Here is a 25,185-nt window from a genome sequence, read left to right as displayed (position 1 = left end):
TCAGTCCACCGTCACGTAATCGGGGCCGGAGTAACGGCCGGTCGCCAGCTTCTGGCGCTGCATCAGCAGGTCGTTGAGCAGGCTGGAAGCGCCGAAGCGGAACCAGTGGTTGTCCAGCCAGTCCTCACCCACGGTCTCGTTGACGAGAACCAGGAACTTGATCGCTTCCTTGGTGTTGCGGATGCCGCCGGCCGGCTTCACGCCGATCTGCACGCCGGTCTGCGCGCGGTAGTCGCGCACGGCCTCCAGCATGAGGAGCGTGTTCGCCGGGGTGGCGTTGACCGCGACCTTGCCGGTCGAGGTCTTGATGAAGTCCGCGCCGGCCATCATGCCGAGCCAGGACGCGCGGCGGATGTTGTCGTACGTGGAGAGCTCGCCGGTCTCGAAGATCACCTTGAGGCGGGCGCGGTCGCCGCACTCCGCCTTGATCGCGGCGATCTGCTCGAAGACCTCCATGTACCGGCCGGCGAGGAAGGCGCCACGGTCGATGACCATGTCGATCTCGTCGGCGCCGGCGGCGATCGCGTCGGCGGTGTCGGCCAGCTTCACGGGGAGCGCGGCGCGCCCGGCCGGGAAGGCGGTGGCGACCGAGGCGACCTTGACGCCCGAGCCCGCGACGGCGGCCTTGGCGGTGGCCACCATGTCGGGGTAGACGCAGACGGCGGCCGTCTTCGGGGTCGTGCGGTCGGTCGGATCGGGGTTGACGGCCTTGGCGGCGAGCGCCCGGACCTTGCCCGGGGTGTCCGCGCCTTCGAGTGTCGTCAGGTCGATCATGGAAATGGCCAGGTCGATGGCGTACGCCTTGGCCGTGGTCTTGATCGAGCGGGTGCCGAGGGACGCGGCGCGCGCCTCCAGGCCGACGGCGTCGACGCCGGGCAGCCCGTGGAGGAAGCGGCGCAGCGCACTGTCGGACGCGGTCACGTCGGCGAATGCGGATGCTGCGGATGCAGTGGTGGGCATGGTCACCAGTCGAGCATATCTACGCGCGTAGCGACCTGTACAGGGGTGCCCCTTCATGGAGCCCGAGGTCACAGGGGGTCCGACGGCGTGGTGAGCCCTGTCACAGGCCCGTGACATGGAACGGACAGCTCCCGAATGCAAGATCAATAGATTTTCTTTCAGCAGCCAGCCAGACCTCACCGGAAACAGTCGGACCGAGAAAAAGCGGCATGCGACTCACGCCCGCCACCTACCTGAATCACAGGAGTCGTTATGCGCACCGCCCTCCGCACCGCCGTCGCCACCGCCCTCGTCGCGGGCGTCGCGATCACCACCCCGGCCCTCGCCGCCGGCGCCGCGTTCGCCGCCGACGGCCCGGTGGTCACGAAGCCGGCCCTTCCCGGGACGGTCAAGGTGGAGAGCCCCCGGACCGGGTCCCCGAAGGCCGGGACGGTGAAGGTGGAGGGTCCGCGCACCGAGGCTCCGAAGAACGAGGCCCCGAAGACCGAGGCCCCGAAGGCCGAGGTCGCGGCGGACGAGGAGGGCGGCACCTACGTCCGGACCCAGATCCTGCCCAACGGTGCCAAGGCGAAGATCTTCAAGGTCGGCGAGGGGCACTACCGCGCCGAGCTCACCAAGGAGGGCCAGCGCGTCGGCACGCTGGAGGCCGACGGCCACCCGGTCGCCGGCAACGACGACGGCACGTTCCTCGTGCTCTTCGAGACCGGCCTGACCTCCACCTGGCAGGGCAACTACGTCCCCGCCGCCCGCCCGGGCACGTACGAGCTCGCGAACGGCACCCGCGTGGAGCTCGCCGTGAAGCTCGGCCGCTACACCCTCCAGACCGTGGAGAACGGCGAGACCCGGGTCCTCACCACCCTGAACGGCACCCGCAAGGTCGTGCAGTACGGCAAGGCCGTCATCGTCGTGGAGCCCGGCGGCGGCTTCGCCGCCTACATCAACGGCAGCATGACGCAGGCCGCCCCGCGGCTCGTCGAGACCCCGGACACCAAGCCCGCCCCCGGCCCCACCACCGGTCCCGTCGTCAAGGTCGGCGCGTGCACCGTCCGGCAGGACATCCCCTCGGTCTTCGCGCTGCTGACCGTGACGCTCACCAACGACCTGGAGAAGGGCCCGAGCGCCGTCCTCAAGGACGAGAAGGGCATGCCGATCGTCACCGTCGACCGCGCGCACGCGGCCGACCTGGGCATGGGCCTCACCATCAAGGGCGCGAACACCGCCACCCCGCAGCTCGGCCAGCGCACCCAGGGCGGCGACACGCCGTACCTGTGGACCGCCTTCCCGAAGCTCCCCAAGGGCTGCGAGAAGGACGCCGCGCCCGCCCCGGCGCCCTCGGTCACCACCCCGGCCCCCGCGGGCAACACCGGCACCACCGTGAACAACGGCGGCCAGACCTCCGTCGTCCCGAAGGGCGGCGTCGCGGCCGGCGCCGAAATCGCCGCCGAGGGCGACTCCACCGCGCTGATCGCCGCGGGCGCCGGTGCGGCCTCGCTCGCCGCCGCGGGCCTCGGCTTCGTCGTCCTGCGCCGCCGGGCCGCCGCCGACCGCGTCTGACCCCGTACGGGGCCCCTCCCGGGCCCGCAACCGCACCTCCCCGCCCATTGACCCGAGCGGGAGCACACCCCACCCCAGGCCGGTCGCCGCGCCCCACGCGGCGACCGGCCGCACCCGTCCCGTCCGGAGCCTTCCGTGAGCCGTCGCCCCGCCCGTACCCGTACCGCATCCGTCCTGCTCCTGGCCGCGCTCGTCGCGCTCACGGGCTGCTCCGCCGGAGGCGGGTCCGGGCCCGCCACCCCGCCCGCCCACATCGCGCGGGCCACCGCCCCCGCGCCGCAGGCGACCACCGCCCCCGTGCGGGCGCTGGCGCGCTCCCTGCCCGTCCGGGTGCGGGTGCCCGCCGCGGGGGTCGACGCCGGCCCGGTCCTCTCCCTGGGCCTGAACACGGACGGCACCGTCGAGGTGCCCTCGGTCGCGGACGCCGACCGCATCGGCTGGTACGACAAGGGCGTCACGCCCGGGGAGACCGGCCCCGCCGTCCTCGTCGGCCACTTCGACACCGCCCGCGGCCCGGCGGTCCTCAAGAACGTCTCCCGGGTCCGGGTCGGCGACGAGATCACAGTGACCCGCGCCGACGGCACGAGCGCCGTCTTCCGGGTCCGGGAGCTGGAGCAGGTCGACAAGGACGCCTTCCCGACCGCCAAGGTGTACGGGAACACCACGCGCCCCGAGCTGCGCCTCGTCACCTGCGGCGGGGAGCTCGTGGACGGCCACCGCCCCGACAACATCATCGTGTACGCGGATCTCGTGGCCGCGCGGGCCGCCTGAGCCCCCACCCGCCCGCCTGAGGCACAATCGGCGGCATGACGACCCCCGAGCCGACCCCCGAGCCCAGCCACGAGCCGAGCCGCGAGTCGACCCCCGAGCAGCCGTCCGCAGGGAAGAACTCCGGCGGAGAGACCTCCGGCGGGCAGCCGCCGGCTGCTCCGGCCTCCGACGACAAGGTCTTCCGGTCGCCCCTCGGCGTCGCGAGCGGGGTCTTCCTGCTGGTCATCGCGGCCCTCTTCGCGGGCGACGCGATGCTCCGCGGCGCGGGGCGCTCGCCCTGGATCGCGCTGGCCGGTCTCGTCCTCGCCGTCCCGCTGATCGTGGCCTTCACGATCCGGCCCGCCGTGTACGCGAACGCCGACCGGCTCCGGATCCGCAACCCGTTCCGGTCGATCGTGCTGCCCTGGGCCACGGTCGCCGACATCCGCGCCGGCTACTCCAGCGAGGTCTTCACGCAGGAGGGCGCCAAGTACCAACTGTGGGCGATCCCCGTCTCGCTGCGCCAGCGGAAGAGGGCCGCCCGCCGCGCCGCCCGCGAGTCCCAGGACGATCCCCACGGCCACAAGTCCGTCACCGCCGACGTGCGGGACACCGCCTCCCGGATCGCGCCGAGCGACAAGACCGTCGCCGACCTGCGCGAGCTCGCCGAGCTGCGCGCCAAGACCCCGGGCGCCCAGGGCGAGCCGCAGGTGCGCTGGGCGTACGAGATCGTCGGACCCGCGGTGGCCGGGCTGCTGCTGCTCGTGATCCTGATCGCGACGGGCTGAGCCGCACCCCCTCCGCCCGGCCGGATGTCCTAGGGGCAACGGCCCGGTGAAGCGTGCAACCCGCACATGGTTTAACGCCCAACTGTCACGCCCGTCTCAATACATTGCCCCTGCCGAGACTGTGGGGGTGGGGGCGATGACCAAGGACACCGGTGTGTCCGGGACGCGTTGTCTGGTCGACATGGGGGCCGACGGGCGGTACGGATGGCGACTCGTCGCCCAGAACGGAAGGGTCGTCGCGCGGTCGGGGGGCTGCTACGACGACCACGCCCGGTGCCGGGAGGCCTTCACGGCCCTCTGCACCGGGCACGCGGACATGGCCGGGGGCGTGCAGCACACCGCCGGCGGCAACGGCTGGGTGTGGCTGCTCCGCGACGCCGAAGGGCGTACCGCCGCCCTCTCGGGACGCTCCTACGAGCGCCATTCCACCTGCCGCACCGCCTATGCGCGGTTCCGCGCCCTGATCGCCGCCGAGGGGCCCAGATGGGCCTCGACCGCCTTACGGTGAACGGAAGTTGCCCCGCGCACTCCCCTCGTTCACATCGAGGGGAACACATGTCCACCGGGCAGGACTTACGTCCTTCCCGTGACGACCGAGACGACCGAGTTCCTCGCCCCGCCGCCCGACACGCCGAGACGGCTCCACGCCGACCCCGGCCTGCCCGACCGGGTCTTCCGCACCGTCGCCCGCACCGGCGGCGGCCTCGTCCTCGCGGTCATGCTCCTCGTCGGCGGCTTCCTGCTCCACCGCGCCTGGCAGGCCCTCGACCGCGCCGGACCCTCCTTCCTCACCACCGAGAGCTGGGAGCCGGACGCCGGCCGCTTCGGTATCGCCGCCGTCCTCCTCGGCACCGTCCTCATCGCGCTCGTCGCGATCACCGTGGCCGTCCCGCTCGCCACCGGCGCCGCGCTGTACATCTCCGAGTACGCCCCGCCCCGGCTGCGCCGCACCCTGATCTCCACCGTCGACCTCATGGCCGCCGTGCCCTCCGTGGTCTACGGCCTCTGGGGCGTCTTCTGGCTGGAGGAGTCGATCCTCCCGATCGCCCGCTGGATCGCCACGTACCTCGGCTGGATCCCGTTCCTCCGCGTCGACGGCGCCGACCCGGACGACCCGCTCGCCCCGCCCACCGTCTACACCTCGTCGACCTTCGTCGCCGGGCTCGTCGTCGCCATGATGGTCGCGCCGATCATCTGCTCGATCATGCGCGAGGTCTTCTCCCAGGCCCCGGCCGGTGAGCGCGAGGGTGCCCACGCGCTCGGCGCGACCCGCTGGGGCATGATCCGCAGCGTCGTCCTGCCCTTCGGCAAGGGCGGCATGATCGGTGGCACCATGCTCGGCCTCGGCCGCGCCCTCGGCGAGACCATCGCCGTCTACATGGTCATCTCGCAGGTCTTCACCCTCCAGTGGCACGTCCTGCAGACCGGCACCAGCTCGGTGTCCTCCCTCATCGCCCTGCGCTACGGCGAGGCCACCCCCTTCGGCATGTCCGCCCTCATGGCGGCCGGCTTCGCCCTCTTCGTCATGACCCTGATCGTCAACTTCGCCGCCTCGTCCATCGTCGCCCGCAGCCGCTCCGGCGCCGCCAGCGACGCGTAACAGGGGGAACCACATGACCATCGCCCCGGAGCGGCCGGCGCTGCGACCGCCCGCAGGACAGGCCCCGGCGCCCGGCCCCGAACGGCGGCGCGCCACCGGCACCCTGCGCGCCTCCGACGTGTACGCCGTGCTCGGCGCCGCGGCCGCCGCCCTCGCCCTCACCTGGCTCCTCTTCGCCCGCCTGCTGCCCTTCAGCGGCGCCGTCGGCTTCGTCCTCGTCGCGTACGCCCTCTTCCTCGGGCTCTACGCGCTGCTCGTCTCCTTCGACGAGGACGGGCCCGCCGTCCGCGACCGGATCGCCGGGGTCGTCGTGCGCACCCTCGGGCTCGTCCTCCTCGCCGTGCTCGTGTTCGTCGTCGCCTTCACCCTCTGGGAGGGCCGCGAGGCCCTCGTGCACCTCAACTTCTTCACCGAGGACATGAGCCTCGCGGGACCCCTCGAACCCCTCGACGTCGGCGGCATCCTGCACGCCGTCGTCGGCACCCTCGAACAGGTCGGCATCGCCCTCGCGCTGACCGTGCCCGCCGGGATCGTCTGCGCGGTCTTCCTGACCGAGGTGCCGGGCCCCTTCGCGCGCCTCGTCCGCACCGTCGTCGAGGCGATGACGGCGCTGCCCTCGATCGTCGCCGGCCTGTTCGTCTACGCGACGGTCATCCTGTCCCTGGGCATGGAGCGCTCCGGCCTCGCCGCCTCGCTCGCCCTCTCCGTGATGATGCTTCCGATCATCATCCGCGCCGCCGACGTCGTCATCCGGCTCGTCCCCGGCACGCTGCGGGAGGCCTCGTACGCCATGGGGTCCTCGCGCTGGCGCACGGTCTGGCACGTCGTCCTGCCGACCGCCCGCTCCGGGCTGACCACGGCCGTCATCCTCGGCACCGCGCGCGGGGTGGGGGAGACCTCGCCGGTGCTGCTGACCGCCGGCTTCACCGCCGAACTGAACGCCCTGCCGACCTCCGGCGCCCAGGTCTCCCTGCCGCTCGCCACCTTCGAGCTCGTCAAGTCGCCCGAACCGAACATGATCGCCCGTGGTTTCGGCACCGCCGCCGTCCTGATGCTCCTCGTCCTGCTCCTTTTCGTCCTCGCCCGGATCGTGGGCGGTCGCGGGCCCGGGCAGCTGACGAAACGCCAGGAGCGGCGCCGATCCGCACCCGTGCCACCGAGGAGTACGCCGTGAGACCCGTGTCCGTCACCCGCAGCCTCCTGGGCGCGGCCGCCGTCCTGTGCGCGCTGCTCGCCCTCCTGGTCCGGCCGCCCGCCGCGCAGGCCGCCGGCTACACCAAGATCACCAGCTCCGGCTCCACCTGGAGCTCCAACGCCGTCGAGCAGTGGCGCCGCAACATCGGCGCCAACGTCGGCCTCACGGTCAACTTCAACGCCAACGGCTCCTCGCAGGGCCGCGAGCAGTTCAAGAACGGCACCGTCGACTTCGCCGTCTCCGAGATCCCGTACGGACTCAAGGACGGCAACGCCACCGACGTCCCGCCCGGCCGCGGCTACGCGTACATGCCGATCGTCGCGGGCGGCACCTCCTTCATGTACAACCTGCGCATCGGCGGCCGGCAGGTCACCAACCTGCGCCTCTCCGGGCCCGTCCTCGCGAAGGTCTTCACCGGGCAGCTGACCATGTGGAACGCGCCCGAGATCAAGGCCGACAACCCCGGCCTGACGCTCCCCGCCCGGCGCATCGTCCCGGTCGTGCGCTCCGACGGCTCGGGCACGACCGCCCAGTTCACCACCTGGCTCGCCAAGGAGCACGGCTCCGTCTGGAACGACTACTGCCGCCGCGCGGGCCGCCAGACGCCCTGCGGGATGACCTCGTACTTCCCCGTCGTGCCCGGCACGACCACCGTCGCCAAGTCCGGCTCGCTCGGCGTCTCCGCGCACGTCCGGCAGCCGCAGGGCGAGGGCGCCATCACCTACGTCGAATACTCGTACGCGATCAACGCCCACTTCCCGGTCGCCAAGATCCTCAACTCCGCCGGGTACTACGTCGAGCCGACCGCCTCCAGCGTCGCCGTCGCCCTGCTGCGGGCCCGGATCAACGACGACCGGAGCTCGACCGACTACCTCACGCAGATCCTCGACGGCGTCTACCGCTCCACCGACCGCCGCAGTTACCCGCTCTCCAGCTACAGCTACATGGTCGTCCCCACCAGCACGACCGCCCCGCACACCGAGGAGAAGGGCCGCTCGCTCGGCACGTTCGCCCGCTACTTCCTCTGCGAGGGCCAGCAGCAGGCGGAGGAGCTCGGCTACTCGCCGCTGCCGAGGAACCTCGTCCAGGCGGGCTTCGAGCAGGTCCGCCGGATACCCGGGGCGCCCACCGGCGCCGTCGACCTGTCCGACTGCCGCAACCCCACCTTCTCGGCGGACGGCACCAACACCCTCGCCAAGAACGCGCCGATGCCGAAGGGCTGCGACCGGCGCGGCGCGACCCAGTGCCCCGACGGCACGGGCGGAGCACGCGGCACGAACACGCAGGTGAACCAGGGAGGTTCGGCCTCCGGCTCGGCCAACGGCTCCGCCCCCGGCGGCGGTTCGCCGAACGGCGCCTCGGGCGCCTCGACCGGTTCCGGTTCCTCCGGCGGATCCGCCGCGAACGGCGGCACGGGATCCGGCTCCGGTGCCTCCGCGAGCGGCGGCGGTACGGGCGCCGCCGGCGCGGGCGCGGCCTCCGGCGCCGCGACCGGCGGCGGGGCCGTCGACCCCGACACCGGCGAGGTGATCACCGGGGCCGCGGCAGGCGGCACGGGCGCCGGCGGCCAGAACACCGGCCAGGACCCCGGCGCCGTCGGGATCGCCGGCACCCCGGTCACCCTCGCCGCCGACACCGGCGGCGGACTGCGCGGACTGCTCATGGCCCTCTCGGCCGTCCTGCTCCTCGCGACCGTCGTCGGACCCCCGCTCGTCGGACGCGCCCTCGCCACCCGCGCCGAGCGCACCGGAGGCACCCGATGACCGCCCGAACCGGCGCCCGGCGCAAGGCCGTCGGCGTCGGAGCCCTGCTCGCCGCCGTCCTGCTCGCACTCCTCCCGCCGGTGCCGGGCCCCGAGGCGGCGGCCGCCGACAGCGGGAGCTCGGCCGTCACCAAGCGCGGCTCCAAGGGACCGTACGACGACTTCTCCCGGCTCGAAGTCACCGTCCACCAGACGAAGAACCTGCGCGCGCAGGGGCTGCGGGTGACCTGGAAGGGCGGCACGCCGACCCAGAGCTACAACACCGACTACCTCCAGATCATGCAGTGCTGGGGCGACGACCCGGCCGGGCCGAAGCGGGAGCAGTGCCAGTTCGGCGCCGGGGTCACCAGCGGCGGCAACTTCGGCACGCACATCGCCCGGCGGGAGCTCGTGCCCGGCACCGACCCGCTGGAGAGGGAGTACGCCGAGCAGATCCCCGACCCGGACGTCCCCGGGCAGCTGACCAGCCCGTTCGTGCCCTTCACCCCCGTGTCGGGGCCGCCGACGAAGAAGGTCACCGACTGGACCTACTTCAGCTCCGGCGACACCAACGAGGAGTTCTTCGTCGCCACCCAGCCCGACGGCACGGGCGAGGCCGCCTTCAACCTGCAGACCACCCGGGAGGCCCCGCACCTCGGCTGCGGCGACCCGGTCGGCACCGGCACGCACGTGCGGGGCCGGGGCTGCTGGCTCGTCGTGGTGCCCCGCGGCTCCCACGAACCCGACGGCTCGACCGGCAACAACCACCGGCCGAACACCTCCCCGTTCTCCACCACCAACTGGGACCGGCGGATCGTCTTCCCGCTCGACTTCCTGCCGGTCCGCGAGCCCTGCCCCACGGACAAGGCCGAGCGGCGCATGACCGGCTCCGAGCTCGTCACCGACGCCCTCACCTCCTGGCAGTCGGCGCTCTGTGCCGACGGCACCACCCGCTTCACCTTCACCCAGCGCGGCGAGGACCTGGCCCGCGGCGGCCTGCTGAACCCGACCTCCACCTCGCCGGGCCTCGCCTTCACCGTCGAGCCCGTGGAGGGCGGGGCGCAGGCCGGCTTCGTGCACGCGCCCGTCGCCGTCAACGGGCTCACCGTGGGCTTCTTCTGGGAGGCCGGCGGCATCGGGCTCGTCGAGGACCTGAAGCTGAGCCCCCGCCTCCTCGCGAAACTGCTCACCGCCTCGTATCCGTACGACGTCCGCTTCCTCACCGACACCGCGCCCGTCCCGGACCATCTGAAGGGAAATCCGGAATCCATCGTCCGGGACCCGGAATTCCTGGAACTGAATCCCGAATTCCAGCGCTCGCCGCAGGCGCCCCAGGTCTACCCCGGCGGAATCCTGCTCGCCGCCGACCGCTCCGACAGTGCGCGGATCATCTGGAACTATCTGCGCGCCGACAAGGAGGCCCGGGAGTTCCTGGAGGGGAAGAAGGACCCCTGGGGGATGCGGATCAACCCGTACTTCAAGGACCTCGGACTCGCCTCGCGCGGCGCCGACGAATTCATGAAGGCGGACCCCACGGAGACGGAACTCACCTCGAACGACAAGACCATCACGTACGGCATGACCGACCGCTCGCCCTACGCGCTCGACATGCACGACGCCGCCCGCTGGGTGCGGCGGGGCACGAACAACGCGAAGGACCAGGCACAGCACGACAACGTGACCAACGGGCCGAAGCTCGTCGGCAGGGACGTGCTGATCGGCCAGCGGCACGCCTACGGCATCACCGACACCGCGTCCGCCTCCCGCTACCAGCTCCAGATCGCCGCCCTGCGGAACGCCGACGGCACCTACGTCCGGCCGACCACGACGTCCCTGCTCAAGGCGGTCGAACAGTTCCGGGACTCCGCCGTGCCCGGGGTCCTCGTCCCCGACCCGGCGCGGGCCAGGAACGGCGCCTACCCGCTGACGGCCGTGACCTACGCCGCCGCCTCCACCAGCCTCCCGGCGGACGCCCGCAAGGACTACGCGCGCGTGCTGCGGTACGCGGCCGGACCCGGCCAGCGGCAGGGCACCGCCCCCGGCGAACTGCCCTTCGGCTACGCCCCGCTGCCCGCCGGGCTGAAGGCCCGGGCGGCCGCGGCGGCCGACCGCCTGGAGCGCGGGGCCCCGACCGGGCCCGACGGCACCGGGGGCACGGGCACCACCGGAACCGGCGGCGGAACGGGTGCGGGGCAGGGGACGGCGGCCGGGACGGACGCCGGCTCCGGCTCCGTCTCCGGGAGCGCGGATTCCACCGCTTCCGGCGAGGGCGCGAGCGGCGGTACGGCCGGGAGCGCGGGCGCCGGCACCGGCCGGGCCACGTCGTCGGGCGGCCCGTCGACGGCCTCCGGCGGGGGCGCGGACGGCGGCTCCGCCGGTCCTCCCGCCGAGAAGCTGGCCGGCACCGGCAGCACGCCCTCCCAGGTCCTCGGTGTCATCCGCTGGGTGCTTCTGTCCGTCCTCGTCGTCGGCGGCCTCGCCGGCGTCGCCGGGCCCACCGTCCTCGGAATCGCGGGCCGCCGCCGAATTCCCTCGGATTCACCTAGGACAGGAATTCGTAACCTGAAGAGCGGCTGAACGTGGTGGCCGCCCCGGCAGCCCGTACGGAATTGTTGTTCCCGGCCGGTCGACGGACCGGCCGGATAAAGAATCCGGATTCTGCTTGTGCGTCCATTCCATGTCATCCGTTTTCGCGGAGGAGATCAGAAGTGAACGTCAAGTCCCGCGCTCGTATCGGTGCCGCCCTCGGTGTGGCCGCCCTCGGTCTCGGTGTCGCCCTCGCCCCCGCCGCGCAGGCCGACCCCAACCCGGTCACCCAGTACCGCACGCTCGCCGGCGTCGGTTCCGACACGACCCAGGACGTCGTGAACGGCCTCGGCAACGTCGTCGTCAACGCCCTCGGCCAGAAGATCATCGCCTCCTGGGACGCCACCGGCACCGCCACCGTCAAGACCAAGGCGACCGGCTGTGTCATCAACCGCCCGAACGGCTCCTCGGCCGGCATCGACGCCCTGCGCAACGCCGTGGACACCAACTCCGGCTGCCTCGACTTCGCCCGCTCCTCGCGCGGCCCGGTCGACACCAGCACCACGGACCTCACCTGGATCCCCTTCGCCAAGGACGCGGTGTCCTGGGTCAAGCGCTCCGACAGCGCCCTGCCGTCCGACCTGACGGCCGCGCAGCTCAAGGCCGTCTACGAGTGCACCACGACGTCCCTCAACGGCGTGACGCTCACCCCGATCCTTCCCCAGACCAACTCCGGCACCCGCCAGTTCTTCCTGGCCTCCATCGGCGTGACCGCGCCGGGCGCCTGCGTCCAGCAGGGCGTCCAGGAGAACGACGGCACCGTCCTCGACAGCGCCGGTGACATCGCCCCCTACTCCGTCGCCCAGTACACGGCGCAGGAGAAGGCCGTCGTCACCGACCGCCGCGGCGCCGCCGTCCTCGGCTCCGTCGGCACCGTCGCGCCCCGCAACGCCGACAAGACGCTCAACCTCTCCTTCCCCTTCACCCGTGACGTCTACAACGTCGTCCCGACGGCCAAGCTGACCAACGCGACGGTCTCGTCGACCTTCGTCGGCTCCTCCTCCAAGGTCTGCGCCGCCGGCACCACCATCGCCAACTACGGCTTCGGCACCCTCGGCACCGCCTGCGGCGCCACGACCGTCAAGGGCGAGCGCTGATCACCGGCTCCTCCTGACCGCACACCGGCCGGGCACCCGCGTGGTGCCCGGCCCCCGGCGTACCCCGCCCCACGACGCCCCCTCGCCTCGCCTCAGCTCACCTCAACGACCCGCCATCCGCCTCGGAGGAACCCCGCCCCATGAACCCCGTCGCACAGCTCAGATCACCCGTGGCGCTGCTCACGGCACTCGCGCTCCTCTGCGGCACCCTGGCGATCGTCCTGGCCGTGTCCACGCCCGCCGGTGCCGCCACCCGGCACGGCACCTTCACCCTCACCCCCGCCTCGGGCGCCGTCTCCGCCGGCCCGACGGCCGTCACCGCGGCGGCGGCCTGCCCCGCGCCCACCGCGCCGGACAAGCCCTACGTCAAGGGCGTCCTCGTCCTCGTCGACCCCGGCGACCCGACGCTCGGCGCGCCCATCGCCGAGGTCGTCCCCGGCGGCCCGCTCGGCACCACCCCGATCACCGGCCCGCTCACCGCCACCGGCACCGGCTACGCCACGCTCCAGGACCGGCTGCGCGAACTCGTGCCCGCCGGGCCCCTCGACGGCCGGTACGAGCTGCGGCTCTCCTGCGAGACGGCGGACGGCGAGGCACGCGCCGACTACTTCTCCCGGATGATCGAGGTCACCGGCGACGACTGGGCCGCCATCGAGCAGCAGGCGACCAACCTGAGCGTCACCGCCGACAGCGCGAACCCGCCCGTCGGCCGCCCCTTCACGATCACGGCCGAGGTCCAGCCGGCCACCGCCGCCGGCACGGTCACCTTCCTCACGCTCGTCGAGGACGAGGTCGTCGACCTCGGCACGGAGCAACTGGTCGACGGCAAGGCGGACATCGGCGCCACCATGCGCGACACCGTCAACGCCGAGTTCCCCGTCCTGGCGCAGTACACGCCCGCCGACCCGGCCGCCTACACCGCCTCCTCGCAGCTCGCGAGCTTCTACGCGGGCCCGGACGTCACGCCCACCCCGACCGGCACCCCCACGCCCACCCCGACCGGCACGCCCACCGGCACCCCGACGCCCACGGGCAGCCCGACCGGCGAGCCCACCGGCGAACCGACCGACGAGCCCACGGACGGCCCGACGGACGAGCCCAGCGGCACGCCCACCCCCACCCCGACCGCCTCCGCCGACACCTCCGGCACGACCGGTGACGGCAGCGGCTCCTCCGGCTCCTCCGGCTCCGGCTCCTCCGGCTCCGGGTCCGGCTCCGGCGGTACGAGCGGAGGATCCACCGGCGCCACCACGAACGGCGGCTCCGGCAGCCTCGCCGCCACCGGCACCAGCGCCGCCGTGTCCGCCGCGCTCGGCTCGCTCGCCCTCTGCCTCCTCGGCGCGGCGGCCGTCCTCCAGACCCGCCGCACCCGCCGTCGCGAGGGCGGCGCCCGCCCGTGACGACCGCACCGCCCCCCGCCGCCCCCCGTGCCGGGCTCGCCCTGGCCGGGGCGGCCCTGTGCGTCCTCGCCGCCCTCCTCATCGGCTTCGCGGCCAACCTCACGGTCGTCGGCCACCTCCAGCACGCCCGCGACCAGTCCACCGCCTACGACGAACTGCGCGAGCAACTCGCCCTCGGCACCGCGCCCGTGGGCCAGTCGACCTACGACGGCAGGCCCGTCGCCCTCGGCGCCCCCGTCGCCCTCCTCCGCATCCCCGCGCTCGGCCTGCGCGAGGTCGTCGCCGAGGGCACCACCTCCGGGGTCCTCATGTCCGGCCCCGGCCACCGCCGGGACACGGCCCTGCCCGGCCAGCCCGGCGCCAGCGTGATCATGGGCCGCCAGTGGGGCTACGGCAGCCCCTTCCTCGGCGTGCACCGGCTCCCGCCCGGCGCCCGCGTCGAGGTGACGACCGGCCAGGGGAAGGCCGTGTACGAGGTGACGGCCGTCCGCCGGCCCGGCGACCCGCTGCCCGCCCGCCTCGGACCGGGGGAGGGCCGGCTCACCCTGCTGACCGCGAGCGGCGGCGCGTACACCCCCGAGGACGTCGTCCGGGTCGACGCCAAGCTGCTCGGCACCGCGCAGCCCAGCCCGCCCCGGCCGCTGAAGGCCGGGTGGATCACCGCGGCCGAGGAACCGCTCGCCGGGGAGACCGACGTCTGGCCCGGGATCCTCCTCGGCGTCCAGGCGCTGCTCGCCGCCGCCCTGCTCACCGTCGCCGCCCGGCGGCGCTGGGGCACCAGGCAGACCTGGGTCACGGCCGTCCCGGTCCTCGTCGCCCTCGGAGTCCTCGTCTCGGGCCAGCTGACCCGACTCCTCCCGAACCTCCTCTGAACCCCGCCGACCGCAAGGAAGTCACCCCGTGACCGATCTCGCCGACACCGTCACCCTGCCGCCCGTACCGGCGGGCACGCCGGTACCCTCCCGGGCCGGCGCGCTCGAAGCCGACGCCGTCTCCGCCTGGTTCGGCGACCGCAAGGTCCTCGACCGGGTCTCCCTCGCCATGCCCGCCCGCGAGGTCACCGCCCTCATCGGCCCCTCCGGCTGCGGCAAGTCGACCTTCCTGCGCATCCTCAACCGGATGCACGAGCTCACCGGCACCGCCTCGCTCGCCGGCCGGGTCCTCCTCGACGGCGCCGACATCTACGACCGGGGCCGCCGCATCACCCACGCCCGCCGCGAGATCGGCATGGTCTTCCAGAAGCCCAACCCGTTCCCCGCGATGTCCCTGTACGAGAACGTCCTCGCCGGCCTGAAGCTCGGCGGCATCCGCGCGGACAAGGCCGCCAAGGACGACCTCGTCGAGGAGTGCCTCACCAAGGCCGGGCTCTGGCGCGAGGTCAGGGACCGGCTGCGGCAGCCCGGCGGCGCGCTCTCCGGCGGCCAGCAGCAGCGCCTCTGCATCGCCCGCTCGCTCGCCGTCCGCCCCCGCGTCCTGCTCATGGACGAGCCCTGCTCGGCGCTCGACCCGACCTCCACCCGGCGCGTCGAGGAGACCATCGCCGAACTGAAGGACGAGGTCACCGTCGTGATCGTCACCCACAACATGCAGCAGGCGGCCCGCGTCTCCGACTCCTGCGCCTTCTTCCTCGCCGAGCAGGGCACCCCCGGCGTCATCGTCGAGCACGGCCCGACGGAGACGGTGTTCGGCTCCCCGGCCGACCCGCGCACCGCCGACTACGTCAACGGCCGCTTCGGCTGAGCCCGGGCGGCGCCGGCGCGGGGGTGACGGACACCGGGTCACCCCGGCGCGCGCACCCGGCGCACGGTCCGCGCCGCACGGCACATGCCGTACGGGGTTCACCCGGACGGCCGGAGGGCCCGTACGGAATCGATTCCGTACGTGCCCTCCGGCCGTGCCCTCCGGCCGTGCCCTCCGGCCGTGCCCTCCGACCGTGCCCTCCGACCGTGCCCTACAGACCGGCGGCCTCGGACAGATCCCGCTTGATCGCGGCGAGCAGCTCCGCGCCCGTCGCGCGGGCCGTCCCCAGCTCGCTGCCGTCACCGACGGGGACCACGACCTCCAGGTAGCACTTGAGCTTCGGCTCGGTGCCGGACGGGCGGACGATCACCCGGGCCTTGTAGGCGCCCTCCAGGTGGTAGCGCAGCCCGTCCGTCGGCGGCAGCGACTCCGTGCCCTTCGTCAGGTCCTCGGCCGAGACGACCGTCAGACCGGCGAGGGAGACCGGCGGCCGCTCGCGTAGCGCGGCCATCGCGTTCGCGATGATCCCCAGGTCCTCGACCCGCACCGACAGCTGGTCCGTGGCGTGCAGCCCGTGCGCCACCGCCAGGTCGTCGAGCAGGTCGGTGAGCGTCCGGCCCTGCTCCTTGAGGACCGAGGCCAGCTCGGTGACGAGCAGCGCCGCCGTGATGCCGTCCTTGTCGCGGACGCCCTCCGGGTCGACGCAGTAGCCGAGCGCCTCCTCGTAGCCGTACCGCAGGCCGTCGACGCGGGCGATCCACTTGAAGCCGGTCAGCGTCTCCTCGTAGCCGACGCCCGCCGCATCGGCGATCCGGCCGAGCAGCGAGGACGACACGATCGACTCGGCGAACACGCCGGTGGCGCCCTTGTGCACCAGGTGCGCGGCGAGCAGCGCGCCCACCTCGTCGCCGCGGAGCATCCGCCAGCCGCCCTCGACGTCCGCGTCCGGCACGGCCACGGCGCAGCGGTCGGCGTCCGGGTCGTTCGCGATGACGAGGTCGGGGTCCACGGCGCGGGCGGCCTCGAAGGCCAGGTCCATGGCGCCCGGCTCCTCCGGGTTCGGGAACGCGACCGTCGGGAACGCCGGGTCGGGCTCGGCCTGCGCGGCGACGAGCGCGGGCGGCGGGAAGCCGGCCCGGGCGAACGCGGCCGTCAGGACGTCCTTGCCGACGCCGTGCATGGCCGTGTAGACGGTCCGGGCGGTGCGGGGGGACCCGGGGGTCAGGACGGCGTCCGTACGCTCCAGGTAGGCGTTCAGGACCTCGTCGCCGAGGGTCTCCCAGCCGGCCTCCGGGCGGGGCACGTCGTGCAGCGACCGGATGGCGTCGATCTCGGCGGCGATCTCCGCGTCGGCCGGGGGCACGATCTGCGAGCCGTCGCCGAGGTAGACCTTGTAGCCGTTGTCGCGCGGCGGGTTGTGGCTCGCGGTCACCTCGACACCGGCGACGGCGCCCAGATGCCTTATGGCGTACGCGAGGACGGGCGTCGGCAGCGGGCGGGGGAGCAGCGCGGCGCGCAGCCCGGCGCCGGTCATGACGGCGGCGGTGTCGCGGGCGAAGTCGGCCGACTTGTAGCGGGCGTCGTAGCCGATGACGACCAGCCCGCCCTCCTGGCCCTTGGCCTTGAGGTACGCGGCGAGGCCGGCGGCGGCCCGGATGACGACCGAGCGGTTCATCCGCATGGGCCCGGCGCCGAGCTCACCGCGGAGCCCGGCCGTGCCGAACTGCAGCGTGCCGCTGAAACGGGCGGCCAGCTCGGCGGTCGCGCCGCCCTCGATGAGCTTCGCGAGCTCCTCGCGGGTCTCGCTGTCGGGGTCCTCGGCGAGCCAGGCCTGGGCCCGGGTGAGGAGGTCGTCCTGCGTCACGGTGTGCCTTTCGGGGTGGGGCGGGGCGCGCCGGGGTGCGCGGTGGGTGAGGCGGGTAGGCGGGGTGCGGGGTGCCGCTGCGCGGAGCCTTCCCCCACCCCGCCCCTTCCCGAAACTGGGGGCGAGCCCCCAGACCCCGTACGGCCTCCGGCCATGCCCTCAAACGCCGGGCGGGCTGGAAATCCAGCCGCGCCGGCGTTTGAGGCGCGGGGTCCGGGGCGGAGCCCCGGTTGTGGGAAGGGGCGGGGTGGGGAAGAGGACCGCGCAGCGGCACCGGCCGACGGGAGGCCGGGACCACCCCGGCGGTCGGAGGCCGCCGCAGCGCCCCGAAGCCCGGTCGGCCCCCAGGGGCCGACCGGTGCGAGGGGCGCGGTGAAAACTCAGATCCGGTCGAGGACCCGCGTCAGGAGCTCGCCCATGCGCGCGGCCGAGTCACGGCCCGCCTGCAGGACCTCCTCGTGGTTCAGCGGCTCGCCCGAGAGCCCCGCCGCCAGGTTGGTGACGAGCGAGATGCCGAGGACCTCGGCGCCGGCCTCGCGGGCCGCGATGGCCTCGAGGACGGTGGACATGCCGACGAGGTCGCCGCCCATGACGCGGACCATGTTGATCTCGGCCGGGGTCTCGTAGTGCGGGCCGGGGAACTGGACGTACACGCCCTCCTCCAGCGTCTCGTCGACCTCCTTGCACAGCGCGCGCAGGCGCGGCGAGTACAGGTCGGTGAGGTCCACGAAGTTCGCGCCGACGATCGGGGAGGCCGCCGTCAGGTTGATGTGGTCGCTGATCAGGACCGGCTGGCCGGGGCGCATGCCCTCGCGGAGGCCGCCGCAGCCGTTGGTCAGGACGACGGTCTTGCAGCCGGCGGCGACGGCGGTACGCACGCCGTGGGCGACGGAGGCGACGCCGCGGCCCTCGTAGAAGTGGGTGCGGCCGAGGAAGACCAGCGCGCGCTTCTCACCGATCTTGTACGAGCGGACCTTGCCGCCGTGGCCCTCGACGGCCGGCGGCGGGAAGCCGGGGAGCTCGGTCACCGGGAACTCGGCCTCGGGGGCGCCGAGGGCGTCGACGGCGGGCGCCCAGCCCGAGCCCATGACCAGGGCGACGTCGTGGTTCTCGACGCCGGTCAGCTCGCGAAGACGTGCGGCAGCGGCCTCGGCGGCCTCGTACGGGGTGGCAGTTGCGTTCACTGACTCTCTCGCCTCGGGGAGGGGGGTCCGAGGGGAGCCCCGGACGGATTTGGTACGCGAAGCAGCGTAGCCGGAGAATTCCTACGCGCGTAGATGACGATGCTGACGGACATGCGATCGTTGTCTTGTCGTTTCCGACGAATGGGGGATTCCGGCCACCCGGTCGGATCAGCAGGGACGCTTCCGCAACTCCATCACGTAGTCGTGCGGCGCGCCCGCCGACTCGGCCGCGTCGGCGACCTCGCCCAGGTACCGCGCGGACGGCAGCCCGCCCTCGTACGCGTTGAGGACGTAGACCCAGGCCGGCTCCTCGCCGTCCAGGGTGTGCACCCGCACCCGCATCCGCCGGTAGATGTCGAGGCCCACGCCCTCCCAGCGGTCCATGGAGTCCTCGTCCATCGGCGCGATGTCGTACAGCGCCACGAAGACCTGCGAACGGGGGGCCTCCACGATCGTGGCCAGCGCTCCCTCCCAGCCCATCTGCTCTCCGCCGAAGGTCAGCCGCCAGCCGTTCAGCCAGCCGGTGCCGCGCAGCGGGGAGTGCGGTGCGCGGCGGCTCATCAGCCGCGCGTCGAGGTTGCCGGCAAAAGCGGCGTAGAGCGACATGGGACCGAGGGTACGGGAGGGGGCGGGGTGTCCGGAGAACCCCGAGGTGGGGGCCGTACGGGGGCCGTGCGCACCGGCCGGCGCCCCGCGGGCCCGCCCTCCCGCGGCCGTCCGGCGGCCCTCCCGCACCCCTTCGGAGGCCCCGGCGCGAGGCCGCGCCGGGCGTGCGGGAGAATGGGGTACGCACTTGAAGCGTGCGGGACAATGGCGTACGCACTGCATCCCAGCGGGGGGACCCCCCGGCAGAACGAGAGCGCGAGGCGTAGATCCCAGTGACCCGGATCGTGATCATCGGCGGCGGACCCGGCGGATACGAGGCGGCCCTGGTGGGCGCCCAACTCGGCGCGGAGGTGACCGTCGTGGACTGCGACGGCCTCGGCGGCGCGTCCGTCCTGACCGACTGCGTCCCCTCGAAGACCCTGATCGCCACCGCCGAGGTGATGACCACCTTCGACTCCTCCTACGAGGAGCTGGGCATCATCGTCGCGGACGACACCCCGCACATCGAGCAGGCCGCCCGGGTCGTCGGTGTGGACCTCGGCAAGGTGAACCGACGGGTGAAGCGCCTCGCGCTCGCCCAGTCCCACGACATCACCGCCTCCGTGACCCGGGCCGGCGCCCGGGTCCTGCGCGGCCGCGGCCGGCTCTCCGGCCGGCAGGCCGTGGACGGCTCCCGCCAGGTGGTCGTCACGGCCGCCGACGGCAGCGAGGAGACGCTGACCGCCGACGCGGTGCTGATCGCGACCGGCGCCCACCCGCGCGAGGTGCCCGACGCCAAGCCGGACGGCGAGCGCATCCTGAACTGGACCCAGGTCTACGACCTCAAGGAGCTCCCCGAGGAGCTCATCGTGGTCGGCTCCGGCGTCACCGGCGCCGAGTTCGCGGGCGCCTACCAGGCGCTCGGCTCCCGGGTCACCCTCGTCTCCTCCCGCGACCGCGTCCTGCCCGGTGAGGACCCGGACGCCGCCGCCGTCCTGGAGGACGTCTTCCGGCGCCGCGGCATGAACGTCATGGCCCGCTCCCGCGCCGAGTCCGCCAAGCGGGTCGGCGACCGGGTCGAGGTCACCCTCGCGGACGGCCGGGTCATCTCCGGCACCCACTGCCTGATGGCGGTCGGCGCGATCCCGAACTCGGCCGGAATGGGTCTGGAGGAGGCGGGCGTCCGGCTGAAGGACTCCGGTCACATCTGGACCGACAAGGTCTCCCGTACGAGCGCCCCCGGTGTCTACGCGGCCGGCGACGTCACGGGCGTCTTCGCGCTCGCCTCGGTCGCCGCCATGCAGGGCCGGATCGCGATGTACCACTTCCTCGGCGACGCGGTGGCCCCGCTCAACCTGAAGACGGTCTCCTCGAACGTCTTCACCGACCCCGAGATCGCCACCGTCGGCTACACCCAGGCCGACGTGGACGCGGGCAAGATCGACGCCAAGGTCGTCAAGCTGCCGCTGCTGCGCAATCCGCGCGCGAAGATGCAGGGCATCCGGGACGGCTTCGTGAAGATCTTCTGCCGTCCGGGCACCGGCATCGTGGTCGGCGGCTGTGTCGTCGCCCCGAAGGCGAGCGAGCTGATCCACCCCATCTCGATCGCGGTCGACAACAATCTGACGGTCGAACAGATCGCAAATGCTTTCACCGTGTACCCCTCCCTGTCGGGTTCGATCGCGGAAGTGGCACGGCAGTTGCACACCCGGAAGTCCGCGGGCGAGGCGTAACACCAGGTCCCGGCGCGCCTCCCGCCTGCGGGAACGGTTCGCCGACCCGGACAACCCCCGGCAAGGCAGGGCATAGCCCTGGCGCGGAACCGATCAACGGCGGGGTCTCCCATACCACTTGGAGGCCCCGTCCGTGCGCATCTTCTGCAATTCGGCGCATAGTGCTGAAAAGTATCGGCCGGTCACGTTACTGTCAGTTTCGTGTTCGCTGCAGAACGTCGTCAGTTGATCCTCGAAATGGTGCGAGCCAATGGAGCCGTGTCGCTCCGCGAGCTCGCCCGCGTCGTCCAGACCTCCGAAGTGACCGTACGGAGAGACGTACGGGCTCTGGAGGCAGAAGGACTCCTCGACCGCCGCCACGGCGGTGCGGTGTTGCCGGGCGGATTCACGCGAGAATCCGGCTTCCCGCAGAAATCCCATCTCGCCACAGCGGAGAAGACGGCCATCGCCGACGTCGCCGCGAGCCTCGTCGAAGAGGGCGAGGCCATCGTCGTCGGTGCCGGGACGACCACGCAGGAGCTGGCCCGCCGGCTCGCCCGCGTGCCCGGACTGACCGTGGTCACCAACTCCCTGCTCGTCGCCCAGGCCCTCGCCCACGCCAACCGGGTCGAGGTCGTCATGACGGGCGGCACCCTGCGCGGCTCCAACTACGCGCTCGTGGGCAGCGGGGCCGAGCAGTCGCTCCAGGGGCTCCGGGTCTCCCGGGCGTTCCTCTCCGGGAGCGGTCTGACCGCCGAGCGCGGCCTGTCCACGTCCAACATGCTCTCCGCGAGCGTGGACCGGGCGCTCGTGCAGGCGGCGGCCGAGGTCGTGGTCCTGGCCGACCACACCAAGCTCGGCTCCGACACCATGTTCCAGACGGTGCCGACGGACGTCATCACCCGCCTGGTGACCGACGAGCCCCCCGCGCACGACGAGCGGGCCGCCACCGAGCTCCAGGCCCTCGCCGACCAGGGCGTGCAGATCGCCGTCGCCGGCACGGGCGCGGCCACCGGCCCCACCGGCGGTGAGCAGGTCCCCCCGGGCGCCCGGCCCCGCCGTGACATGCCGCTCCCCGTCCAGCGCGGGCGGATGGCGGCCGGTCAGTTCCGGGGACCGGGCGGCGGACTGGCCGCGGAGACGCTGGAGCGTACGGCCCGGGTCGCGGACATGCGCCGCCGCTGAAGTCGCCCGAGGGACCCTCCCCCAGGGGTCCCACGCCGTCCCCGAAACCCCTCAGTCCTTCAGGCCCCGCAGCGTCAGCGCGAGCAGGCGGTCCGCCAGCTCCGCGTCCTCCGGGCACTGCTCCGCCGCCAGCGCGATCGCGTTGGTGAGCTGCATCAGGTCGCCGATCGACACGTCGGCGCGCACCTGACCCGCCTTCCGAGCCCGTTCGAGCAGCCGCTCGCCCGCCGCGCGCAGGGGATCGCTGCACCGGGCCAGGGCCGAACTCCGGTCGTACGAGGCGGACATCAGCGCGTGTGCGAGCCCCCGGTACTCGCCCGCGTGGGCGATCAGAGCCCGCAGCCACTCCACCAGCGCCCGGCACGGCTCGTCCGTGTCGGCCAGCTCCCGCGAGCGGTCGAGCAGTTCGGCCAGTGCCTCCTGGAAGACCGCGTTCAACAGGTCGGCCCGGGTGGGGAAGTGGCGGTAGAGCGTGCCGATCCCGACGCCCGCGCGGCGTGCGACCTCCTCCAGGGGCGCGTCGGCGCCCTGTGCCGCGAAGGCGGCGCGGGCTTCGATGAGCAGTCGCTCGTGGTTGCGGCGTGCGTCGGCGCGCATGTGCGGAACGGACCCCCTCGGCGAAGGGCCCGCAGGCGGCTGCCTGCGGGCCCTTCGTACCGTACTGCGTGCGACGTCAGTCCTTGATGTCGCAGATGGTGGCGCCGGAGGTGACGGAGGCGCCGACCTCGGCGGTCAGGCCCTTGACGGTGCCGGAGCGGTGGGCGTTGAGGGGCTGCTCCATCTTCATGGCCTCCAGGACGACGATCAGGTCGCCCTCCTTGACCTCCTGGCCCTCCTCGACCGCGACCTTCACGATCGTGCCCTGCATCGGGGACGCGAGGGTGTCACCCGAGGCGGTCGGGCCGGACTTCTTCGCCGCGCGCCGCTTCGGCTTCGCACCGGCCGCAAGGCCCGTGCGCGCCAGCGTCATGCCGAGCGAGGACGGCAGGGAGACCTCGAGGCGCTTGCCGCCGACCTCGACGACGATCGTCTCGCGGCCCGACTCGTCCTCGTCCGCCTCCGAGCCGGCCGGGGCGAACGGCTTGATCTCGTTGACGAACTCCGTCTCGATCCAGCGGGTGTGGACCTGGAACGGGTCGGAGGTGAACGCCGGGTCGACCACGACGGCCTGGTGGAACGGGATGGCGGTGGCCATGCCCTCGACCTTGAACTCCGCGAGCGCGCGGGCCGCGCGCTGCAGGGCCTGCTCGCGGGTGGCGCCGGTGACGATCAGCTTGGCGAGGAGCGAGTCCCAGGCCGGGCCGATCACCGAGCCGGACTCGACGCCCGCGTCGAGGCGGACGCCGGGGCCGGTCGGCGCCTGGAAGAGGGTGACGGTGCCGGGCGCGGGCAGGAAGTTGCGGCCCGGGTCCTCGCCGTTGATGCGGAACTCGAAGGAGTGACCCCTTATGGCCGGGTCGTCGTAGCCGAGCTCCTCGCCGTCGGCGATCCGGAACATCTCCCGGACCAGGTCGATGCCGGCGACCTCCTCGGTCACCGGGTGCTCGACCTGCAGACGCGTGTTGACCTCCAGGAAGGAGATCGTGCCGTCCGTGCCGACGAGGAACTCGACCGTGCCGGCGCCGACGTAGCCGGCCTCCTTCAGGATCGCCTTCGACGCCGCGTACAGCTCGGCGTTCTGGGCGTCCGTCAGGAACGGCGCGGGGGCCTCCTCGACGAGCTTCTGGTGGCGGCGCTGCAGCGAGCAGTCACGCGTGGAGACGACGACCACGTTGCCGTGGGTGTCGGCCAGGCACTGGGTCTCGACGTGGCGGGGCTTGTCGAGGTAGCGCTCGACGAAGCACTCTCCCCGGCCGAAGGCCGCCACGGCCTCGCGCACGGCCGAGTCGTACAGCTCGGGGACCTCTTCGAGGGTGCGGGCGACCTTCAGGCCGCGGCCGCCACCGCCGAAGGCGGCCTTGATCGCGATCGGCAGCCCGTGCTCCTGGGCGAAGGCCACGACCTCCTCGGCGCCCGAGACCGGGTCCGGTGTACCGGCGACCAGCGGCGCGCCGGCGCGCTGCGCGATGTGACGGGCGGCGACCTTGTCACCCAGGTCGCGGATCGCCTGCGGCGGCGGGCCGATCCACGTCAGACCCGCGTCGAGCACCGCCTGGGCGAACTCCGCGTTCTCGGAGAGGAAGCCGTAACCGGGGTGCACGGCGTCCGCACCGGAGTCCTTCGCGGCCTGGAGCACCTTGGCCATGTCCAGGTAGCTGGTGGCCGGGGTGTCACCGCCCAGAGCGAACGCCTCGTCAGCAGCCCGGACATGCAGAGCGTCCCGGTCCGGTTCGGCGTACACGGCCACGCTGCCGATACCCGCGTCCCGGCACGCCCGGGCCACACGGACAGCGATTTCGCCACGGTTGGCGATGAGCACCTTGCGCACGATGGCTCCCTCCTTGAAACAAGCTGAGTTTAGGGACTGCCGACACGGCCTTTCGACCCGTCCCCAGTGGTGAGCTTGCCCACACGGAGCGTGACCCCGGGCCCGCTCGGGTCGTGAATTCCCTTGTCGCACCACGGTACGCAGGGTTCCTTTACGGCACAGTAGCTCCGAGGTGTGGCGCAGGTCTCTGTTCTTGTAGCCAGGGCCCATTCGGGTTTCTTTGTGGAGTCCCTACGAATGGCTCAACGATTCTTTGCCCCGCCGTCCGCCGTCGCCCGCCGTGCGCGAACTCTTGTCCGAGGGTTTACCGGCCAGTAGCCTTCGCGCTGTCGATCGTACTGTCGGTAACAGGCGAATCCAGGGGGTGGCCGAGGTGGCCCGCAGACCGATAGCCCTCGTGACGGCCGCGGTGCTCTTCCTCGAAGCGCCCGGCATCGTCGCGATCAACGCCGTCATGGCGGGTTTCCTGGAGGCCCAGTCGATGTCCCTCGACGGCATGGACCCCGACGCGATGGTCGCCGGCACCTGGGGGCTCGGCATCGCCTCCGGGGCCGCCCTCCTCCTCTGCGCCCTCGTCGCCCTCGTGGCGGGCATCCGCGACCGCCGCCCGGGCCGTCTCGGCCGGGGGCTGCTCATCGGCTGCGCGATCGTCCACGGCCTCCTCGGCGCGGTCGCCGTCGCCCTGCTCGGCTGGCCGGCCTTCACCTTCCTGGTGGCCGTGCTCGGACTCCTGGTCCTCACCCTGGTGGCGTACGGCAAGGAGGACGACAAGGAGGCCGACGCCCCCGAGGAGGCGCCGGCGCCCGCGTAGCGCCT

21 protein-coding genes are annotated in these 25,185 nt (G+C 73.1%); 15 read left to right on the top strand and 6 right to left on the bottom strand.

The window, feature by feature from the left end:
- On the bottom strand, positions 1 to 960 hold the full coding sequence (gene deoC / locus IE237_RS03175; protein WP_189800232.1) for a deoxyribose-phosphate aldolase: 960 nt from the start codon (positions 958 to 960) through the stop codon (positions 1 to 3).
- A 252-nt stretch (positions 961 to 1,212) separates the two neighbouring features.
- On the opposite strand from deoC, the gene IE237_RS03170 reads away from it, so the two are divergent.
- The 12 genes from IE237_RS03170 to IE237_RS03115 all read left to right on the top strand — a co-directional run bounded on the left by IE237_RS03170 (position 1,213) and on the right by IE237_RS03115 (position 15,411).
- A complete protein-coding gene (locus tag IE237_RS03170; RefSeq protein ID WP_189800231.1) occupies positions 1,213 to 2,514 on the top strand; it encodes a hypothetical protein in 1,302 nt (433 codons plus the stop codon).
- Between the two features lie 135 nt (positions 2,515 to 2,649).
- Entirely contained in the window at positions 2,650 to 3,285 is a 636-nt protein-coding gene (locus IE237_RS03165) for a class F sortase (protein WP_189800230.1), read from the top strand.
- 35 nt (positions 3,286 to 3,320) lie between these two features.
- Positions 3,321 to 4,052 (top strand): PH domain-containing protein, encoded by a 732-nt coding sequence (locus tag IE237_RS03160; RefSeq protein WP_189800229.1) that lies wholly within the window; start codon positions 3,321 to 3,323, stop codon positions 4,050 to 4,052.
- A gap of 136 nt (positions 4,053 to 4,188) precedes the next feature.
- On the top strand, positions 4,189 to 4,560 hold the full coding sequence (locus IE237_RS03155; RefSeq protein ID WP_189800228.1) for a DUF1508 domain-containing protein: 372 nt from the start codon (positions 4,189 to 4,191) through the stop codon (positions 4,558 to 4,560).
- 78 nt (positions 4,561 to 4,638) lie between these two features.
- Positions 4,639 to 5,652, top strand: coding sequence for a phosphate ABC transporter permease subunit PstC (gene pstC / locus IE237_RS03150; RefSeq protein ID WP_189800227.1), 1,014 nt, complete (start codon positions 4,639 to 4,641; stop codon positions 5,650 to 5,652).
- 13 nt (positions 5,653 to 5,665) lie between these two features.
- The gene (gene pstA, locus IE237_RS03145) at positions 5,666 to 6,826 is read left to right on the top strand and encodes a phosphate ABC transporter permease PstA (RefSeq protein ID WP_189800226.1); all 1,161 of its coding nucleotides are present in this window, start codon (positions 5,666 to 5,668) and stop codon (positions 6,824 to 6,826) included.
- Positions 6,823 to 8,610, top strand: a complete 1,788-nt coding sequence (pstS, locus tag IE237_RS03140) for a phosphate ABC transporter substrate-binding protein PstS (protein WP_229842219.1) — start codon at positions 6,823 to 6,825, stop codon at positions 8,608 to 8,610. Before pstA ends, pstS begins: the two co-directional genes overlap by 4 nt.
- A complete protein-coding gene (locus tag IE237_RS03135) occupies positions 8,607 to 11,165 on the top strand; it encodes a hypothetical protein (RefSeq protein WP_189800225.1) in 2,559 nt (852 codons plus the stop codon). The genes pstS and IE237_RS03135 overlap by 4 nt, the downstream gene beginning before the upstream one ends.
- A 131-nt stretch (positions 11,166 to 11,296) precedes the next feature.
- The gene (locus IE237_RS03130; protein WP_189800224.1) at positions 11,297 to 12,271 is read left to right on the top strand and encodes a type 2 periplasmic-binding domain-containing protein; all 975 of its coding nucleotides are present in this window, start codon (positions 11,297 to 11,299) and stop codon (positions 12,269 to 12,271) included.
- Positions 12,272 to 12,411: 140 nt separating this feature from the next.
- A complete protein-coding gene (locus IE237_RS03125; RefSeq protein WP_189800223.1) occupies positions 12,412 to 13,671 on the top strand; it encodes a hypothetical protein in 1,260 nt (419 codons plus the stop codon).
- On the top strand, positions 13,668 to 14,543 hold the full coding sequence (locus IE237_RS03120) for a sortase (protein WP_189800222.1): 876 nt from the start codon (positions 13,668 to 13,670) through the stop codon (positions 14,541 to 14,543). The genes IE237_RS03125 and IE237_RS03120 overlap by 4 nt, the downstream gene beginning before the upstream one ends.
- A 55-nt stretch (positions 14,544 to 14,598) precedes the next feature.
- The gene (locus IE237_RS03115; protein ID WP_229842282.1) at positions 14,599 to 15,411 is read left to right on the top strand and encodes a phosphate ABC transporter ATP-binding protein; all 813 of its coding nucleotides are present in this window, start codon (positions 14,599 to 14,601) and stop codon (positions 15,409 to 15,411) included.
- Between the two features lie 211 nt (positions 15,412 to 15,622).
- Here the strand turns inward: IE237_RS03115 and IE237_RS03110 are convergent, their stop codons facing one another.
- The 3 genes from IE237_RS03110 to IE237_RS03100 form a co-directional block, all read right to left on the bottom strand.
- A complete protein-coding gene (locus IE237_RS03110; protein WP_189800220.1) occupies positions 15,623 to 17,275 on the bottom strand; it encodes a phospho-sugar mutase in 1,653 nt (550 codons plus the stop codon).
- A 380-nt stretch (positions 17,276 to 17,655) separates the two neighbouring features.
- A complete protein-coding gene (locus IE237_RS03105; protein ID WP_030687411.1) occupies positions 17,656 to 18,459 on the bottom strand; it encodes a purine-nucleoside phosphorylase in 804 nt (267 codons plus the stop codon).
- Positions 18,460 to 18,627: 168 nt separating this feature from the next.
- Positions 18,628 to 19,065: a gamma-glutamylcyclotransferase family protein gene (locus tag IE237_RS03100; RefSeq protein WP_017239758.1), complete on the bottom strand. Its 438-nt coding sequence runs from the start codon at positions 19,063 to 19,065 to the stop codon at positions 18,628 to 18,630.
- Between the two features lie 272 nt (positions 19,066 to 19,337).
- On the opposite strand from IE237_RS03100, the gene IE237_RS03095 reads away from it, so the two are divergent.
- Both IE237_RS03095 and IE237_RS03090 read left to right on the top strand, forming a co-directional pair.
- On the top strand, positions 19,338 to 20,777 hold the full coding sequence (locus tag IE237_RS03095) for an NAD(P)H-quinone dehydrogenase (RefSeq protein WP_189800219.1): 1,440 nt from the start codon (positions 19,338 to 19,340) through the stop codon (positions 20,775 to 20,777).
- A 237-nt stretch (positions 20,778 to 21,014) separates the two neighbouring features.
- A complete protein-coding gene (locus tag IE237_RS03090; protein ID WP_189800218.1) occupies positions 21,015 to 21,941 on the top strand; it encodes a DeoR/GlpR family DNA-binding transcription regulator in 927 nt (308 codons plus the stop codon).
- Positions 21,942 to 21,992: 51 nt separating this feature from the next.
- On the opposite strand, the gene IE237_RS03085 is transcribed toward IE237_RS03090, so the two are convergent.
- Positions 21,993 to 22,538 carry a TetR/AcrR family transcriptional regulator gene (locus IE237_RS03085; protein ID WP_189800217.1) on the bottom strand — a complete coding sequence of 182 codons (546 nt, stop codon included), beginning with the start codon at positions 22,536 to 22,538 and terminating at the stop codon, positions 21,993 to 21,995.
- 76 nt (positions 22,539 to 22,614) lie between these two features.
- The gene (locus tag IE237_RS03080) at positions 22,615 to 24,369 is read right to left on the bottom strand and encodes an acetyl/propionyl/methylcrotonyl-CoA carboxylase subunit alpha (RefSeq protein ID WP_189800216.1); all 1,755 of its coding nucleotides are present in this window, start codon (positions 24,367 to 24,369) and stop codon (positions 22,615 to 22,617) included.
- Between the two features lie 373 nt (positions 24,370 to 24,742).
- Between IE237_RS03080 and IE237_RS03075 the strand changes: the two genes are divergently transcribed.
- Positions 24,743 to 25,180: a hypothetical protein gene (locus IE237_RS03075; RefSeq protein WP_189800215.1), complete on the top strand. Its 438-nt coding sequence runs from the start codon at positions 24,743 to 24,745 to the stop codon at positions 25,178 to 25,180.
- Positions 25,181 to 25,185 lie beyond the last annotated feature (5 nt).

The organism is Streptomyces tanashiensis, assembly GCF_014648895.1.
Classification (GTDB): domain Bacteria; phylum Actinomycetota; class Actinomycetes; order Streptomycetales; family Streptomycetaceae; genus Streptomyces; species Streptomyces tanashiensis.
The sequence above is the reverse complement of the archived record's forward strand: the minus strand, read 5'-3'. Positions and strand labels throughout refer to the sequence as shown.